Annotated in this window: 18 protein-coding genes; 14 read left to right on the forward strand and 4 right to left on the reverse strand. The window is 56.0% G+C overall.

Translation table 11 applies throughout. From position 1 onward, the window contains the following. Positions 1–52 precede the first annotated feature (52 nt). Positions 53–463, reverse strand: a complete 411-nt coding sequence (locus F3I44_RS04895) for a lysozyme inhibitor LprI family protein (RefSeq protein WP_150013579.1) — start codon at positions 461–463, stop codon at positions 53–55. A gap of 169 nt (positions 464–632) precedes the next feature. Here F3I44_RS04895 and F3I44_RS04900 point away from each other — a divergent pair, with 169 nt between their 5' ends. Continuing rightward, positions 633–2,192 carry a methyl-accepting chemotaxis protein gene (locus F3I44_RS04900; protein ID WP_150013577.1) on the forward strand — a complete coding sequence of 520 codons (1,560 nt, stop codon included), beginning with the start codon at positions 633–635 and terminating at the stop codon, positions 2,190–2,192. 61 nt (positions 2,193–2,253) lie between these two features. Here the strand turns inward: F3I44_RS04900 and fbp are convergent, their stop codons facing one another. Next, on the reverse strand, positions 2,254–3,261 hold the full coding sequence (gene fbp / locus F3I44_RS04905) for a class 1 fructose-bisphosphatase (RefSeq protein ID WP_150013575.1): 1,008 nt from the start codon (positions 3,259–3,261) through the stop codon (positions 2,254–2,256). 168 nt (positions 3,262–3,429) lie between these two features. Here fbp and mpl point away from each other — a divergent pair, with 168 nt between their 5' ends. Further along, positions 3,430–4,782 (forward strand): UDP-N-acetylmuramate:L-alanyl-gamma-D-glutamyl-meso-diaminopimelate ligase, encoded by a 1,353-nt coding sequence (gene mpl, locus F3I44_RS04910; protein ID WP_150013573.1) that lies wholly within the window; start codon positions 3,430–3,432, stop codon positions 4,780–4,782. Between the two features lie 346 nt (positions 4,783–5,128). Next, positions 5,129–5,869 (forward strand): oligogalacturonate-specific porin KdgM family protein, encoded by a 741-nt coding sequence (locus F3I44_RS04915; RefSeq protein ID WP_150013571.1) that lies wholly within the window; start codon positions 5,129–5,131, stop codon positions 5,867–5,869. A gap of 38 nt (positions 5,870–5,907) precedes the next feature. Here the strand turns inward: F3I44_RS04915 and yjgA are convergent, their stop codons facing one another. Next, positions 5,908–6,453, reverse strand: coding sequence for a ribosome biogenesis factor YjgA (gene yjgA / locus F3I44_RS04920; RefSeq protein WP_150013569.1), 546 nt, complete (start codon positions 6,451–6,453; stop codon positions 5,908–5,910). A 115-nt stretch (positions 6,454–6,568) separates the two neighbouring features. Here yjgA and pmbA point away from each other — a divergent pair, with 115 nt between their 5' ends. The 11 genes from pmbA to F3I44_RS04975 all read left to right on the forward strand — a co-directional run bounded on the left by pmbA (position 6,569) and on the right by F3I44_RS04975 (position 16,252). Further along, positions 6,569–7,909 carry a metalloprotease PmbA gene (gene pmbA, locus F3I44_RS04925; RefSeq protein ID WP_150013567.1) on the forward strand — a complete coding sequence of 447 codons (1,341 nt, stop codon included), beginning with the start codon at positions 6,569–6,571 and terminating at the stop codon, positions 7,907–7,909. Between the two features lie 63 nt (positions 7,910–7,972). Next, positions 7,973–8,359, forward strand: coding sequence for a cytochrome b562 (gene cybC / locus F3I44_RS04930; protein ID WP_150013634.1), 387 nt, complete (start codon positions 7,973–7,975; stop codon positions 8,357–8,359). A gap of 294 nt (positions 8,360–8,653) precedes the next feature. Beyond that, positions 8,654–8,989, forward strand: coding sequence for a glycine dehydrogenase (locus F3I44_RS04935; RefSeq protein WP_150013565.1), 336 nt, complete (start codon positions 8,654–8,656; stop codon positions 8,987–8,989). A 13-nt stretch (positions 8,990–9,002) separates the two neighbouring features. Next, positions 9,003–9,359, forward strand: a complete 357-nt coding sequence (locus F3I44_RS04940) for an SFCGS family glycine-rich protein (RefSeq protein ID WP_010256477.1) — start codon at positions 9,003–9,005, stop codon at positions 9,357–9,359. Between the two features lie 2 nt (positions 9,360–9,361). Continuing rightward, on the forward strand, positions 9,362–9,661 hold the full coding sequence (locus F3I44_RS04945) for a DUF4312 family protein (RefSeq protein WP_013359149.1): 300 nt from the start codon (positions 9,362–9,364) through the stop codon (positions 9,659–9,661). Between the two features lie 127 nt (positions 9,662–9,788). After that, positions 9,789–10,565: a DUF4311 domain-containing protein gene (locus F3I44_RS04950; protein WP_150013563.1), complete on the forward strand. Its 777-nt coding sequence runs from the start codon at positions 9,789–9,791 to the stop codon at positions 10,563–10,565. A gap of 11 nt (positions 10,566–10,576) precedes the next feature. Then, entirely contained in the window at positions 10,577–11,218 is a 642-nt protein-coding gene (locus tag F3I44_RS04955) for a DUF4310 family protein (protein WP_150013561.1), read from the forward strand. A 43-nt stretch (positions 11,219–11,261) separates the two neighbouring features. Continuing rightward, positions 11,262–12,392 carry an amidohydrolase/deacetylase family metallohydrolase gene (locus F3I44_RS04960; RefSeq protein WP_150013559.1) on the forward strand — a complete coding sequence of 377 codons (1,131 nt, stop codon included), beginning with the start codon at positions 11,262–11,264 and terminating at the stop codon, positions 12,390–12,392. Beyond that, positions 12,376–13,497, forward strand: a complete 1,122-nt coding sequence (locus F3I44_RS04965; protein WP_150013557.1) for a DgaE family pyridoxal phosphate-dependent ammonia lyase — start codon at positions 12,376–12,378, stop codon at positions 13,495–13,497. Before F3I44_RS04960 ends, F3I44_RS04965 begins: the two co-directional genes overlap by 17 nt. After that, complete coding sequence (locus F3I44_RS04970) at positions 13,494–14,234, forward strand: KDGP aldolase family protein (RefSeq protein WP_150013555.1); 741 nt, start codon at positions 13,494–13,496, stop codon at positions 14,232–14,234. Before F3I44_RS04965 ends, F3I44_RS04970 begins: the two co-directional genes overlap by 4 nt. Positions 14,235–14,341: 107 nt before the next feature. Continuing rightward, a complete protein-coding gene (locus tag F3I44_RS04975; RefSeq protein WP_150013553.1) occupies positions 14,342–16,252 on the forward strand; it encodes a transcription antiterminator in 1,911 nt (636 codons plus the stop codon). Positions 16,253–16,274: 22 nt separating this feature from the next. Here F3I44_RS04975 and F3I44_RS04980 read toward each other — a convergent pair whose 3' ends face one another. Next, positions 16,275–17,174 carry a LysR family transcriptional regulator gene (locus F3I44_RS04980; protein WP_013359142.1) on the reverse strand — a complete coding sequence of 300 codons (900 nt, stop codon included), beginning with the start codon at positions 17,172–17,174 and terminating at the stop codon, positions 16,275–16,277. Positions 17,175–17,186: the final 12 nt, after the last annotated feature.

Consider the following 17,186-nt stretch of genomic DNA (forward strand, 5'->3'; position numbering starts at 1 on the left):
CCTGAAGGGTAACAGCGCACTGACGTCAGCCAGCGCAAAAGCGGGTTATGGGTCAGCAGTCATCGGGGGTGGCACAACTGCCTTTACCGAGGGACTGCAACATCAATGCCTGATTGCGCACCAGGCTCAGACCCTGGGCGCTCAGGGCTACGCTGCCCAGCGTACCCTGAGCGTTAAGCTGACTGCGGCTCGCCTCAAGCCAGCTGTCGCGGTAGCTCAGCCAGGCGCGCTGTGCAATACGTAGTCTGTTTTTAGCGTCGCCTGTCAGGGTTTTCATCAGTGTGTTGTAGTGCTGATTCATCTGCTGATCCCAGAACGTTGTGGCCGCAGCATAGCACTGGTTCATCGCAAGGGTCGCAGAGGCGTTATTGAGGCAGCGATCCAGTGCGGCGTCGGAAGGCAGATGCTTTGCCATCGTCGCCGTACTGACGAACAGCAGCATCAGAAGTAATCCCGATTTCATTCTTTTCTCCGGATAGGGGGCAGGCGGCGATCAGATTGAGCGATGTTTACGTGATGATCAAGTTGTTAACTCTAATCAGGGTTAAAGTTTCGCAGCGTTACTGCCGATATCTCTTCCGTTTTAGGGCCGCTGGAAAATTCGCCTTTTCTCTTACATGGAAATCATCAGGATGAAACAGATATCACTTCGCACGGGGTTGCTGGCATTGCTGGCATTTATGACACTGCTGCTGTTGGCGGTGAGTTTTATGGGTATCGTGGCAATTAACAAAGGGAATCGCTCGCTGGATGTGATCAACCGCATTCAGGGGATCGAGCTGAACAGTCTTTACCAGAGTAATTCAGATCTGATGCGGGCCCGCGCGAATGCGGCGCTGGCGGTGCGTAAAATTGAAATCGGTATGCTGGAAGAGGGCGCGGCAGTCACAAAACTGTCGCAGGCGGATGTGGTGTCATCACAGCAAAATCTGAAGCGCTTTGTGGATGCCGGAACGGTGACGGCGCACGGGAAAATGCTGGCTGACGCGATTTCAGCCAGTTACAAAGCCTATCTCGACCAGGGCATCAAACCGATGATGGACGCGCTGGATAAGCAATACACTGACGAATATTACCAGTTGCTGGAAGGCAACCTGGCGACGCTGGCGGCAAGCTATAACAAAGCTGTTACAGACTTCAGCCAGTTCGCCGGACAGGTCACCGAGGCCCAGCTCGCACAGGCGGCCTACAACGAAACCAAAATGAAAATCCTGATCGCTGTGGCAGGCGTATTAACGCTGCTGCTGCTGGTGCTCGCCTGGCAACTGCTTCGCCGGATGCTGCTGCAGCCGCTGAACCTCGCGATTGTCCATCTGGAGCAGATCGCGGCAGGCGACCTGTCGCAGGTGCTGCCACCGTCCAGCAACAACGAGCTGGGACGGCTTAATCATGCACTGAGTGGGATGCAGCAGTCACTGCGTACCTCGGTCAGTCAGGTGCGTGAAGCGAGTATACAGATCGACATCGGCAGCCGTGAACTGGCGGCGGGTAACGTTAATCTGTCGCAGCGCACCGAAGAGTCCGCTGCCTCGCTGGAGCAGACGGCGGCCAGCATGGAGCAGCTTACGGCCACGGTCCGTCTTAACGCCAGCAACGCTCAGCAGGCGCATCAGCTGGCTAACGCGGTCTCTGATACCGCCGATCGCGGTGCTGAGGTGGTCTGCTACGTGATGGAAAAAATGCATGAGATTACCGACAGTGCCAACCGTATCGGCGACATTCTCAGCGTGATTGACGGCATCGCCTTCCAGACCAACATCCTGGCGCTTAACGCCGCCGTCGAAGCGGCACGCGCAGGCGAGCAGGGACGCGGCTTTGCGGTAGTGGCAAATGAGGTGCGTACGCTGGCACAGCGCAGTGCTAACGCGGCCAAAGAGATCCGTACGTTAATCAGTGATTCACAGTCACGGGTTAAAGAGGGTACGGAAATGGCGACGCGCGCCGGGGAAACCATGGATGAAATTTCTGGTGAAGTGATGCGCGTAACGGCACTGATGAAAGAGATCTCGATGGCCTCCGACGAGCAGAGCCGTGGCATTGAGCAGGTCAACCTGGCGGTCACTCAGATGGATGCAACAGCGCAGCAGAACGCGGCGCTGGTAGAGCAGGCCAGCGCCGCGACCCAGTCGCTGGAAGCACAGTCCGGTCAGCTTCAGGCAACGATGGCGCAGTTCAGATTGCAGACGGCGTAAAAAACACAGGGCGCGAAATCGCGCCCTGTTTCTTTATCTGTCAGCTGATACTCGCGCAGGATTAACCCTGACGGCAATCCGGGAACTCGGCCAGGAAACGCTCAACGTCGTTCACCATCGCCTCATTACCGCAGTAGAACGGGCAGCGCTGATGCAGCGTAACCGGTGGAATATCCAGAATACGTCTCTGTCCGTCGCTGGCTTTACCGCCTGCCTGCTCCGCCAGGAACGCCATCGGGTTGCACTCATACAGCAGACGCAGCTTGCCCTGAGGATGGCTGGCGGTGCTTGGGTAGAGATAAATGCCGCCCTTCAGCAGGTTGCGATGGAAGTCCGCCACCAGCGATCCGATGTAACGTGAGGTATAAGGACGGTGCGTTGGCAAATCCTCTTCCTGACAGAACTTCAGATATTTCTTCACACCCTGCGGGAAACGAATGTAGTTACCTTCGTTAATCGAGTAGGTGTAACCGGTGGGTGGATAGGTCATACGTTCGTGGCTGAGGCAGAACACACCCAGTGACGGATCGTAAGTAAACGCATGCACGCCTGCACCGGTGGTGTAAACCATCATGGTGGATGAGCCGTAGACCACGTAACCGGCAGCAACCTGCTTGTTGCCTGGCTGCATGAAGTCAGCTTCAACCACTGGCGTACCCGGCTCGCTGACGCGATGATAAATAGAGAAAATGGTGCCGACGGAAACGTTAACGTCGATGTTAGAAGAACCATCCAGAGGATCCATTAACACCACGTACTTACCGTTTTCCTCACCTTCAAAGATAACGAACTCGTCTTCTTCCTCAGAAGCGATGCCGGCGACGATGCCACGTGCTTTCAGTGCTGCTTTCAGTTTTTCGTTAGCGAACAGATCCAGTTTCATCTGCTGTTCACCCTGAACATTTTCCACACCACTGGCACCGAGAATATCCACTAAACCGGCTTTATTGATGTCGCGGTGGATAATTTTGGCACCCAGCTTGATAGCTGAAATCAGCGCCGTCAGTTCACCTGTGGCGTGCGGAAAGTCGTGCTGCTTCTCGACGATAAATTCGCCCAACGTTTTCATAACACATTCCCTGAATCTTCGATGGAGTGGCAGCACGCGTAACAGTCTGCCAACGGATGCGTACGCAGTTTAGCCGATTGAACTTCAAAAACCATAGTCCTAATCCGTTTCTTCCGTCTGCGAGCGGCGTTACACTGTGCGCCGAACTTTTGAGTAATGGATCATGTTATGCGCATTCACATCCTCGGGATTTGTGGCACTTTTATGGGTGGTCTGGCGGTGCTGGCTCGTTCACTGGGACATCAGGTGACCGGTTCAGATGCCAACGTTTACCCGCCAATGAGTACACTGCTCGAACAGCAAGGCATTGAATTAACAGAAGGTTACGATGCGAGCCAGCTCGACCCGGCCCCTGACCTGGTGATTATCGGTAATGCGATGACACGCGGTAATCCCTGTGTGGAAGCGGTGCTGGAACGCAACATTCCTTACCTCTCCGGCCCGCAGTGGCTGCACGATTTCGTGTTACGCGACCGCTGGGTGCTGGCGGTGGCGGGAACCCACGGAAAAACCACCACAGCCGGCATGGCAGCGTGGATTCTCGAGGCCTGCGGCCTGGAGCCAGGCTTCATTATTGGTGGGGTGCCAGGAAACTTCGATGTCTCGGCAAAATTAGGAAAAAGTCCATTCTTTGTCATTGAGGCGGATGAGTATGACTGCGCCTTTTTCGACAAGCGTTCCAAGTTTGTCCATTACTGCCCGCGTACCCTGATCCTCAACAACCTTGAGTTCGATCACGCCGATATCTTTGACGACCTGCGGGCGATCCAGAAGCAGTTCCACCATCTGGTCCGGATCGTGCCGGGCCAGGGCAAGATCCTGCTGCCGGAGCATGATCCTAACCTCAAACAGGTGATGGCGATGGGTTGCTGGAGCGAGCAGGAGAGCGTTGGTGAACACGGGCGCTGGCAGGCGAAGAAGCTGACGCCCGATGCCTCTCACTGGGAAATCTGGCTCGACGGCGAGAAAGTCGGTGAAGTGAACTGGGCGCTGGTCGGCGAACACAACATGCATAACGGCCTGATGGCGATTGCTGCCGCGCGGCATGTGGGTGTGAAGCCGGAAGATGCAGGCCAGGCGCTGAACACCTTTATCAATGCACGTCGCCGGCTGGAACTGCGTGGCGAAGTGAATAACATCAAAGTCTACGATGACTTCGCTCACCATCCGACGGCCATTCTGGCGACATTGTCTGCCCTGCGCAGCAAAGTGGGTGGCAGAGCACGCATTCTGGCTGTTCTGGAGCCGCGCTCGAATACCATGAAGATGGGCGTCAGCAAAAACGATCTTGCTCCGTCACTGGCGCGAGCGGATGAGGTCTTTCTGTTCCAGCCGCACCACATTCCGTGGCAGGTTTCTGATGTAGCAGAAGCGTGCATTCCGCCTGCGCACTGGAGCGCGGATATCGATACGCTGGTCGAGATGGTGGCGAAAGCCGCACAGCCAGGCGACTCGATTCTGGTGATGAGCAACGGCGGGTTTGGCGGCATTCACCAGAAGCTGCTGGACAGGCTGGCCTGAAAATCAGGCGCCCGTTTCGGGCGCTTTTTTTAAAGCGTATTGCCGTTAATATTATTTCCTGAATAAATCCCGCATAGTTTGAATCCGATCTGCTCACTCTTCCTTCAGTTGCCATATTTTCTTTATTAGTGTCTGAAACAGAAAGGCCACACCTGCCGGTTATTTTTAGCATCATCTCTGTTTTAGCTGAGAAATAAATAATAATCAGAAGAATTCAGGTTAAAAAATTAACAGGTTTTCTTTATGTGGCATTTTATATTAATACAGGTTTTAAATGTAAGTTAAATTTGGGTTAAATGAATTCGGATAATTCATTGCCCTTATTACTGAGAATAAGGACATTTTTATGGGAAAAAGTACAACACGATCATTTGCTCTGGGCGTCACGCTGTTATGCACTTCTGCAACAGCACTGGCAACGGCCACGGTGGATTACCGGCATGAGTACCGTCTTCGCGACCGCACGCACTATGACAAGCTGGGGCTGAGTACCACGCTGCCGGATAATATGTTTCTTGGTGTCGAAACCAAATTTAAAACCGGTGGCGCAGATCCAAAAGATAAATATTATAACGACACCGTGTTAAATGTGGTGGAAGTCACCTTTCTGAAGTCGTATTACTGGGGGAACTGGACGCTGTCGCCGTTTATTCAGCCGGAATTTAACTCCTCGCGTACCGAATGGAAGTTTGGTGTGGCACCCTGGTATAAAATTAATTATCGCTGGTCTGTTGGCGGATTATATCGTCTTGAACTGACCGATTATGCCCATGACGATCAATGCCGCACCGGGGGTATTGATTATTGCGATACTGACCGGCATCGCACGGCTAACCGTTTTGATCTCTATCTGCGGAATAAAACCGATCGCCTCACCACCACCTATAAGCTGGTGTATAAGCACGCGGATGCGAAACTGTTTGCTAATAAGCATGACGACTATGAACAGGAATTACAGTTCGATTATGCGCTTGGCAACGATCGCGTCTGGGTGCCTTACGTCACCTTTGGCGATATCGGACGTTCTGCTACATCGAGCGAACGCCAGTTGCGGTTGCGCACCGGTATTCTCTATATCTATCGGTAAGGGCTGCCGGGAGGCGGGCGAGACTGCCCGCCATGGCATTACTGCGATTCGGCCAGCTCGCGCAGATACTGGAAAATCTGACGGGCAGACTTCGGCGGCTTGTTGCCCGCTTTCTCTTTCTGCGCGTTACGGATCATGCTGCGTAACTGCTGACGATCGGCATCGGGATAAAGCGCAATCACGTCGCTCATCGCCTCATCACCTTGCTCAATCAGACGATCGCGCAGCATTTCCAGTTTGTGGAATAGCGCAACCTGCTGGTTGTGGCGATTCTTGAGCTTATCCAGCGCAATGCGGATCGGCTCCACATCAATGCTGCGCAGCAGTTTACCGATCAGCTGCAGCTGACGGCGGCGACCCTCTTTCCTGATGCGCTGTGCCAGTTCGATCTCGGTGCGCAGGCGCTCATCCAGCGGGATTTTATCCAGCGAGTTTTTACCCAGATCAACCAGTTCGGCTCCCAGGCGCTTTAACTCTTCTGCATCGCGTTTAATTTCACTCTTACTGACCCAGATAATCTCTTCATCTTCTTCTTCGTCATTATCTGGCACATCGTCGAGCCACTCATCGGGCTGTCTGGTCATTTCCGGGCTCCCAAAAAAAAGAGGCTAATCCTACCAGTTTATCGGGTGACTGCGAAATTGTTCTCTGACTCTGATAGACTCAAATCATTCACACATAAGATTAGACGGCAGGTCGATGAACGTATCTACTCAGGTTGCAGAACAGCGAAAAGTACTGGAGCAGGCCATTGCGCAGGCACTTGAACTGGCTAAAGCAAGCACTGACAGCGCGGAAGTGGCTGTCAGTAAGACCACCGGCATCGGGGTCAGCACCCGCTATGGCGAAGTGGAAAACGTTGAATTTAACAGCGACGGTGCGCTGGGCATCACCGTTTATCATCAGAATCGTAAAGGCAGTGCCTCATCGACCGACCTCAGCCCGGATGCGATCAAGCGTACCGTGCAGGCGGCGATTGATATTGCCCGCTATACCTCGCCCGACCCCTTTGCCGGTCTGGCCGACGCAGAGCTGCTGGCCTATGATGCGCCGGATCTGGATCTTTACCATCCGTGGGAAATTGACGCTGACCGCGCCATTGAACTGGCCGCGCAGGCGGAACAGGCGTCACTGCGTGCCGACAAGCGTATTACCAACACCGAAGGCGGTAGTTTTAACAGCCACGTCGGCATCAAAGTCTTTGGTAACAGCCACGGAATGCTGCAGAGCTACTGCTCCAGCCGCCATTCGCTCTCCAGCTGCGTTATCGCTGAGCAGGATGGCAACATGGAGCGCGATTACGCCTATACCATTGGCCGTGCATTTGAAGATTTGAAAAGCCCGGAGTGGGTGGGCGCAGAGTGCGCACGCCGTACACTCTCCCGTCTGGCTCCGCGTAAACTTCCGACCATGAAAGCCCCGGTGATTTTTGCCGCTGAAGTGGCGACCGGCTTGTTTGGTCATCTGGTTGGTGCGATCAGCGGCAGCAGCGTTTACCGTAAATCGACCTTCCTGCTGGATTCAATGGGCCAGCAGATTCTGCCGGAGTGGCTCACCATCAGTGAACAGCCACACCTGCTGAAAGGGCTCGCCTCTACGCCGTTCGACAGTGAAGGGGTGCGGACTCAGACGCGCGACATCATCAAAGATGGCATATTGCAGACCTGGCTGTTGACCAGCTATTCCGCCCGTAAACTGGGTCTGACCAGCACCGGTCATGCTGGTGGTATTCATAACTGGCGCATTGCGGGTCAGGGCCACAGCTTTGACGACCTGCTGAAGCAGATGGGAACCGGATTAGTGGTGACCGAGCTGATGGGTCAGGGCGTCAGCGCCATTACCGGTGACTACTCACGCGGTGCAGCCGGTTACTGGGTTGAGAATGGCGTCATTCAGTACCCGGTCAGCGAAGTCACTATTGCCGGTAATCTTAAAGAGATGTGGCACAACATGGTGACCATCGGTGACGATATTGAAACCCGCAGTAATATCCAGTGCGGTTCCGTGTTACTGCCTGAGATGAAGATAGCGGGACAATAAAGATGAATTCCTGAAGCAGCCTGTTGGCTGCTTTTTTTTCATCACAATAAAAAGGAAGTAATGATGCGTAAGCATGTGATTGCAATGTTGTCGGCTTCTCTGTTGTTCTCCAGCGTCAGCCTCTATGCGGCAGATCTGGAGCAGGATATGGACACGCTCAATGCGAATCTGAAAATCGTTAAGAAAACGGACAGTGCGCAGGAGATGCAGCAGGCGTTAAACAAAATGCGTGTCGCAGCGCAGGATGCCAAAAAGTCGACGCCCGATAAGCTGGAAGGTCAGCCTGCTGACAGTGCGCAGCTCAAAGACTATCACGCGGGCCTTGACTCACTCATCGCACAGATTGACGTGGTCAGCGCGCTGGCGAAAGCCAACAACGTGGACGGCGCAAAGCGCGAAGCCGCTAAATTTGATGACATCCGTAATACCAACCATAAGAAATTCCGCTAATCCGACCGCCGGTCAGCCTGACCGGCGGTTCTTACCATCACTTCTGCTTATCACCGCACCGTAAACCCCCGCCCGGCAGTCTGGCTGCCGCACAACATCACCGCCTTGCGAGGATAACGCCATCATTTTGCGCATTTTGCGACGCATATCGCACTAAGCGTGCAGCCTGCGATCCGACGCACGATCTTCACTGCAATTTCCACTTACTGCTGGAAATGTTGCCTCTCCACAGCCGGGGTGATGACCGCTAATTTATTTCTAACGCGAATTATCCGGTTTAACAGGAGTAGCAAGGTGAGCAATAACGGCGTCCCGGTGTATGAAGCGCCACCGGAGAAAGTGCAACAGCTGACTGATAGCGTAATGACGCAGATTGCGGCGATCTATCAGCAGCATGGCATTCAGCCCAATGCGGTCCAGCAGCAGATGCTGCAATCGCATGTCGGGGCCATGGCATCACGCTCGCTGAGCGGGGAGCCGCTGCCGGAAGTGGAAGCGGAGCTGTTTGAGGATATTCCGCCTGAAACGGTCGCGCTGGCGCAGCAGGTCGTCGACCTGTTCGGCAATCTCCCCCGCGAAGAGGCCTGGCTGCTGTCAGTGCATATTGAAGTCGCGCGATCAAACAATTAGAGAGGAACACAACATGGTAACAGTAGTGATTGGCGATCGTTTAGGTAAGGGCCAGAAAGTGGCAGCGGGCATTGAGAAAGCGGGTGGTCGTGCTGTCGTGGTGCCAGGCGTGGCCGCTGATATGAAGCTGGGTGACGTGATGAAGGCAGAAAACGCCGATTTCGGCATCTCGTTTTGCGGCAGCGGCGGCGCGGGTGCTATCACCGCGCAGAACAAATATGGCTACAAAGCCAAACACGGCATGCGTTCTGTCGACGAAGGCGTCACCGCCATCAATGAAGGTGCCACGGTGCTGGGCTTCGGCTTTATGGATAAAGAAGAGTTAGGCGAGCGGCTGGTGCAGGCCTGGAACAAGAAGCACGGCAGCTGATTATGAAAGAACACTACGTTACCCAGGTGACGGTTGAGGGCAAAGGCGACACCAAAGCGAAAGCCTTTGCCGATGCCCTGAGTCGTGTGCAGAACCAGGTTCTGCGCGCGACGCAAAAAATTCTGCTGCGCATCGAACCTCAGGATGTCCGGGTGCTGCGCGCGCAGGAGAGCGTCAGAACCGAGAAGTTTCTCTTTTTCTTTCTGGCGCGCCAACGGCGGAGCTTCAGCGTGACGCTGGAGATCACCGTCAGCGTCACCGTTTTCGACACCGAACAGGTGACGTTCACGGCGGCATCATAAAACAGAACCTGTTTACATCAGCCCGCCGTTTGCCCATTCCACTGCTGTAGCGATAGCGCGGCAGTCAGGCCGCGGCGATGCGGCGGCGCGGGTAGAGCGGGTAAAAACGACAACAAGGTACAACAACATGTTTTTAATCATTTTGTTTAAGTCGTTGATCATTGGGGGCCTGGTAGGCGTCGGCGTTGGCGCGGGGGCTGCACGTATGTTCCACGCGCCCACCACCCAGGGCATGGGGGCCTTTCGTACGCTGGGCGAGCTGAACTCGTGTGAAGGCGATCCGGCATCTCACTTCTCCTTTGGTCTTGGCTTCTTTTTCAATGCCTGGGCATCGTCTGTCGCAGCCGGTTCATTCACGCAGGATGTGGACCATCGCATCATTCCAAACTGGGGCGCGGCTGCCCTGATGGTGAAGAACCGTAATGTGGCGGAGACGCTGCACAATCCGAAAAAAATGGCTATCGCCTGCGGCATCATCGGCATGATCGTGGTCGCCTTCCTCAACTCCACTGCCTCTGCTGTGCCGGCTGCGCTGCAGGTGACAGCGGTCAAAGTACTGGTGCCCGCCGCCAACCTGCTGGTGAATACCGTCATGCCGGTCATCTTCTGGCTGGCGGCGATCGATGCAGGCAAAAAATCAGGCTTCTGGGCCACCATTTTTGGCGGTCTGGCGCAGCTGATCATGGGCAACGCCGTACCAGGTCTGGTGCTGGGTATCCTGATCGGTAAAGGCGTGGAAGAGAGCGGCTGGAACCGGGTCACCAAAGTAATGATGACCGCCATCGTGCTGCTGTTTGTGCTGAGCGGCTTCTTCCGCGGTTTCGACATGAAGCTGCTGCAGTCCTTCCAGCTCGGCATTCCAGACTGGCTCGACATGATCCACAACTCCGTCAGCGGCAAATAAGAGGCGATGCGATGAACGAAAATAAAGGCTTCTGGTACGCCGACTGGTCTTTCCCGATCTTTGTTGGCCTGCTCTCCTCGGGCGTTTTCGCCGGGACGCACATGTATTACCTCTATGGCATCGGCGCGTTTAACGAAGTGGCGTTTGTCTCGATGCTGCGCGCAGGGATGGAAACCGGCGTTTACGGTGCAGTCGCCGCCTTTGGTGCCAGCTTCCTGTTTGCCCGCATCATTGAAGGTTCGCTGGTAGGGATTCTGGATATCGGCGGCGCGATCCAGACCGGCGTCGGGCTGGGTGTGCCGGCACTACTGCTGGGGGCGGGCATCATCTTCCCCGTGGCGAACTTCGCAGCTTCGCTGGCGACGGGCCTGATGATTGGCGTGGCGATTGGCTACCTGATCATTCTGGCGCGTAAATTCACCATCAATCAGAGCGACTCCACCTACGGCGCAGACGTGATGATGGGGGCAGGTAATGCTTCAGGCCGCTTTCTGGGGCCGCTGATCATCCTGTCCGCCATGGCAGCCTCCATTCCGATTGGTCTGGGCTCGCTGCTGGGTGCGCTGCTGTTCTATCTCTGGAACAAGCCGATTACCGGCGGTGCCATCCTCGGCGCGATGATCCTGGGTGCACTGTTCCCGATTGCTCTCTGATCTCACCGGCAGCCCGGCAGCGGGCTGCCGTTAAGGAGAAACCATGTACGACTTGATTATCCGCAATGCGCGCCTCAGCGATGAGCAGGTGATCGACATTGCGTTGCAGGATGGCCGCATTGCTTCCATCGGCAAGGTGCAGGGCAGCGCACCGCGTGAGCGCGATCTGGCGGGCCGCTACTATCTCAGCGCCGGCTGGATCGACTCACACGTTCACTGTTATCCCAAATCACCTATTTATCATGATGAAGCGGACGCGATTGGCGTGGCGTATGGCGTCACCACAGTGGTTGATGCGGGCAGCACCGGCGCAGAACACATCGATGACTTCTACCAGCTGACGCGCGCAGCGCAGACCCAGGTCTATGCGCTGATCAATATCGCCCGTACCGGCATCGTCACTCAGAATGAGCTGGCCAATATGACGCAGATCGATGGCGAGGCGGTGCAGCAGGCCGTAGCGCGACTGCCCGATTTTATTGTCGGCCTCAAGGCGCGCATCAGCAGCAGCGTGGTCGGTCAGAACGGCGTCCAGCCGCTGATCAAAGCCAAAGCGATCCAGCAGGAGACCGGCGGTCTGCCGCTGATGGTTCACATCGGCAATAATCCACCCAATCTCGACCAGATTGCCGATCTGCTCACCACGGGCGATATCATCACGCACTGCTTTAATGGCAAACCCAACCGCATCCTGACGCCGCAGGGCGAACTCAAAGCGGCGGTAAAACATGCCATCGCACGTGGCGTCAAACTTGATGTCGGCCACGGCAGCGCCAGCTTCAGCTTCGAGGTCGCCCGCGTGGCGATTGCGCAGGGCATTCTGCCCGATACCATCAGCTCTGACATCTACTGCCGTAATCGCCTGACGGGGCCGGTTCATAGCCTGGCGCATGTGATGTCGAAATTTTTTAGCGTCGGCATGACGCTACCGCAGGTTATCGACTGCGTGACGGTCAATGCGGCTGCAGGACTGCACCTGCTGCGTAAGGGCCAGCTGAAAGTTGGCTACGACGCCGACCTGACTGTTTTTAGCGTCAAAGAGGAAACCCGGCCCTTTATCGATTCAGAAGGTGAACAGGTCGCCGGTGAGAAGCATCTGGTTCCGCTGGCGGCAGTCGTCGCGGGTCAGTGGATCGCGACTGAAGAAGGAAAAGCGCATGAACTCGGTATATGAAAAGTATGGCCTGAAGCCGGTAATTAACGCCTCTGGCCGTATGACGATCCTCGGCGTCTCGACGCCGTCGAATGACGTGATCGATACGGTGAAGTATGGTCTCGATCACTACTTCGAAATGAAAGATCTGGTGGATAAGACCGGGGCTTATATCGCCGATCTGTTAAAGGTGGAGAACGCGCTGGTGGTCTCCTGCGCCTCGGCCGGTATCGCTCAGAGCGTGGCGGCGGTGATTGTGAAAGACAATGACTGGCTGGTGGATAACCTGCACGCAGCACCACTGACCATCCCGCACCAGATTGTAGTGCCGAAAGGACACAACGTGAACTATGGCGCACCGGTCGGCAGCATGGTGGCACTGGGAGGCGGGCAACTGGTGGAAGCGGGGTACAGTAACGAGTGCTCACCTGCCCAGCTGGCGGCGGCGATCACGCCACAGACCGCGGCAATCCTCTATGTGAAATCGCACCACTGCGTGCAGAAAAGCCATCTCGATGTGGCGCAGGCCGCGGCGGTTGCGCGTGAACATGGTGTGCCGCTGATTGTTGATGCGGCAGCGGAAGAGGATCTGCAATGCTACTACCAGGCGGGTGCCGATCTGGTGATCTACAGCGGCGCAAAAGCGATTGAAGGGCCGACCAGCGGGCTGGTCATTGGCAGACACCACTACGTTGAGTGGGTCAAACGGCAGACCAACGGCATTGGCCGCGCGATGAAAGTGGGCAAAGAGGGAATTCTCGGCCTGACCCAGGCAATCGAAAACTATCTGACACAACCAAAAATCAGCGGCGCGCAGATGGTGGAAAAAATGACGCCGTTTATTGAGCAGCTCAATAGCCTGAATGGCGTGACGGCTCGGATCGTGTGGGATGCCGCCGGACGCGACATCGCCCGGGCTGAGATTAAGTTCGACGAAGCCACAATCCAGCAGCGCACCGGCGATCTGGTGCAGGCGCTGAAAAAGGGCGACGTCGCGATCTACTTCCGTGGCTACAAAGCCAACGAGGGAATCATTGAGGCGGACGTGCGCAGCGTCAGCGCCGAACAGCTGCACACTATTTTCACCCGCATTCAGGCACTGTTGAACGGAGAGAAACACGCATGACGCTGACCCCCAACTTTTATCAGGATCGCATCTGCCTTAACGTCCTGGCGGGATCAAAACAGAACGCTCGCGCCATCTGGCAGGCATCAGAAGGGCACGTGCTGGTCGGCGTGCTATCGAAAAACTACCCCAGCAATGACGCCGCTATCGCTGATATGCGTGAATATGCCGCGCTGATCGATAATGCACTCTCGATAGGCCTGGGCGCGGGCGATCCTGAACAGTCACAGATGGTGAGTGAGATCTCGGCGGTGCTGCAACCGCAGCATGTGAATCAGGTCTTTACCGGCGTGGCCACCAGCCGGGCGCTGCTGGGCCAGTCACAGACCATTGTGAACGGTCTGATCTCGCCCACCGGCATACCGGGCCGGGTGAAAATCTCCACCGGACCGCGAAGCGCAAAAGAGCAGGACGGGATCGTGCCCATCGAAACGGCGATTGCGATGCTGCAGGATATGGGCGGCAGCTCGGTGAAATATTTCCCGATGGGCGGCCTGCAGGCGGTGGATGAGTACCGCGCAGTGGCGGAAGCCTGTGCAAAACAGGATTTCTGGCTGGAGCCCACCGGCGGTATCGATCTGGACAATTTCGGCGAGATCGTGCGCATTGCGCTGGCGTCGGGCGTCAGCAAAGTGATCCCGCACGTCTATAGTTCGATCATCGACAAAGCCAGCGGAGAGACCCGCATTGAAGATGTGCAGCAGCTACTGGCCATCTGTAAAACGCTGCTGGCGTAGAGAACGACACGATCAGCCTGCAGCAGGCCGATCGCGCGACATGGACGTTGCGTGACGATCGCCGTAGGCTGCTCTTTCCACTTTCTGTCTGCAAACAGGTAACGCTTGTGAGATTTCCTAATCAGCGCCTTGCGCAACTGTTCGATGCCCTGCAAAACGAAACGCTGCCTCAGGATGAGCTGGCGCGGCGTTTTGCCGTCTCGACCCGCACTGTGCGCACCGATATCACGGCGCTGAATGCGCTGCTGGCAGAGCATGGCGCGCAGTTTATCCTGAGCCGTGGCGCGGGCTATCAGCTGAAGATTGAGGATGCTCAGCGCTTTCAGCATCTGCAGCAGCACACCGCGTCGCCGCTGCGGGTGCCACGCACCTCGCCAGACCGGGTTCGCTACCTGCTCACTCGCTTTCTCACTGCGGCTTATTCGCTGAAACTTGAAGAGCTGGCCGAAGAGTGGTTTGTCAGCCGCGCCACCCTGCAGAACGATATGGCAGAAGTACGCGAATGGCTGGGGCGCTATCACCTCACTATCGAGAGTAAGCCACACTACGGCATGAAACTGTTCGGCAGCGAAGTGGCGATTCGGACCTGTCTCACCGATCTGCTATGGCAAATCGATCAGGCGCAGCCAGAGAGTCCGCTGCTGACCATTGAAGCGCTCAACAGCGGCATGCTGGAAACCCTCCAGCCGCTGCTGCAACGCTGCTTTGCTGAACACACTATCCGCCTTAGCGATGAGGGTGAACGCTATCTGCAGCTTTACTGCGCAGTGGCGGTACGTCGCATCAGCGAAGGCTACCCGCTTAACGATTCGGGTGCCGAGGAGATTGGTGATGACGTTCGGGAAGCGGCGCATCAGCTGATTAATCTGATGCGCCCGCTGGTCAGCAAACCGATTTCACCGGCAGAAGAGAACTGGCTGCGGATCAACATTGCAGCCCGGCGCATTCAGGCGATCGCCCCCAGCGCTATTAATGCCGATGACGCCGACGCGCTGGTGGATTACCTGCTCAGCTTTATCAACACGCATTACAACTTCAATCTGCAAGCTGATCAGCAGCTACGTGCCGATCTGCTTACCCACATCAAAACCATGATTACCCGGGTGCGCTATCAGATCCACATTCCCAACCCGCTGCTCAGCAACATCAAGCAGCACTATCCGATGGCCTACGATGTCACCTTAGCGGCGGTAACCAGCTGGGGGAAATATACCCCATATGTTATCTCCGAAAATGAGATCGGCTTTCTGGTGCTGCATATTGGCGTCGGGCTGGAGCGCCACTATGACGTCGGCTATCAGCGTCATCCGCAGGTGCTGCTGGTGTGCGACAGCGGTAACTCTACGCTGCGCATGATTGAGGCAATGCTGCTGCGTAAATACCCGCAGTTACAGGTCACGGCACGCCTGTCACAGCGCGAATATGAGGCGCGCAGCCGTATTGACGAGGATTTTGTTATCTCGACCATCCGGCTCAGTGAAAAAGAGAAACCGGTGGTGGTGATGTCACCGTTTCCCACTGGTTTTCAGCTGGAGCAAATTGGCAAGCTGGTGCTGGTTGACCGGACCCGGCCCTACATGTTGGCGAAATTTTTTGATGCCCAGCACTTTCATATCGTCGACGGGCCGATGACCCAGTCTGAACTGTTCCGTCAGCTGTGCGATCAGCTGGAGACTGAGGGCTTTGTGGATGCGGCGTTCTATCCGTCGGTTGAAGAGCGTGAAGCGATTGTCAGCACCATGCTCGGCGAAGGGATTGCGCTGCCGCACTCACTGGGACTGCTGGCAAAGAAAACGGTGGTCTATACCGTACTGGCACCGCATGGCATCACGTGGGGAGACGATACCGCCTATGTCATCTTCCTGCTGGCGATCAGCAAAAGTGAATATGAAGAGGCGATGGCGATATACGATCTGTTTGTGACGTTCCTGCGTGAACGGGCGATGACCCGTCTCCGGGACAGCAGCGATTTTAACAGCTTCAGGGCGGTGGCGATGGATTGCCTGAGCCGGTCTTAACCTCGCCCTGAAACCATGAAAATTAGTTTTTCTTCGCCAGCAGGCGCGGGATCTCGCGCAGGCACCAGGATTTGGCTTCGCCCATGCTGTCACGTCGCCACGCCATAATAATATCGACCTCGCGGGTATACTCCGGACTCACTACCCGCAGACGACCTTCAGCAATATCCTGCTCGACTAATGAATAGGGCATGGTTGCCACGCCCAGACCTGCCAGCAGCGCACGGCGCTTATCGTCCATGCTGCTCACGGTCAGGCGCTGCTGCTTATCCAGCAACTGCACAGTCAGCACCGGACGCTCGCGCGCGGTATCCGCGACTGCAATGCCACGGTATTTCACCCGCGTCACTTCAGACTGCGGTTCCGGCTCGTTATGAATCGGGTGATCCGCACTGGCGACGTAGACGCTCATCATGGTGTAGAGCTTGCGGGTATTGATCTCGGTGGAGGCGCGGAAGTGCATATCGGGGGCAATCACGATATCGGCGCGACCCTGTTCCAGTCGTTCCCATGCGCCTGCCAGCACTTCCGTGACCAGCGAAAACTGCGTGTTGGCTTTGTCAGCCAGACGGGTCACCAGTGGAAACAGTGCATCAATGGGCACCAGCGCTTCGGTAACAATGGTCAGATGGGTTTCCCAGCCACGCGCCAACGCTTCCGCATCGGTGGTGAGCTTGTCGGCCGCTTCCAGCAGTACCCGGCCACGCTCCAGCAGCATGCGTCCCACGTTGGTAAATTTGGTGCGGTGGCCAGAGCGGTCAAACAGCACCACATCCAGCTCCTCTTCCAGCTTCTGCATGGTATAGCTGAGTGCGGAAGGCACGCGGCCCAGTTCATCGGCTGCCGCGGCAAAACTGCCACGGCGATCAATCGCATCCATCACGCGTAAAGATTCAAGGGTTAACGCACGCTCTTTAGCCATCCCGGTTCTCTG

This window comes from Pantoea sp. F_5 (genome assembly GCF_008631595.1).
Taxonomy (GTDB): Bacteria; Pseudomonadota; Gammaproteobacteria; order Enterobacterales; family Enterobacteriaceae; genus Pantoea; species Pantoea gossypiicola.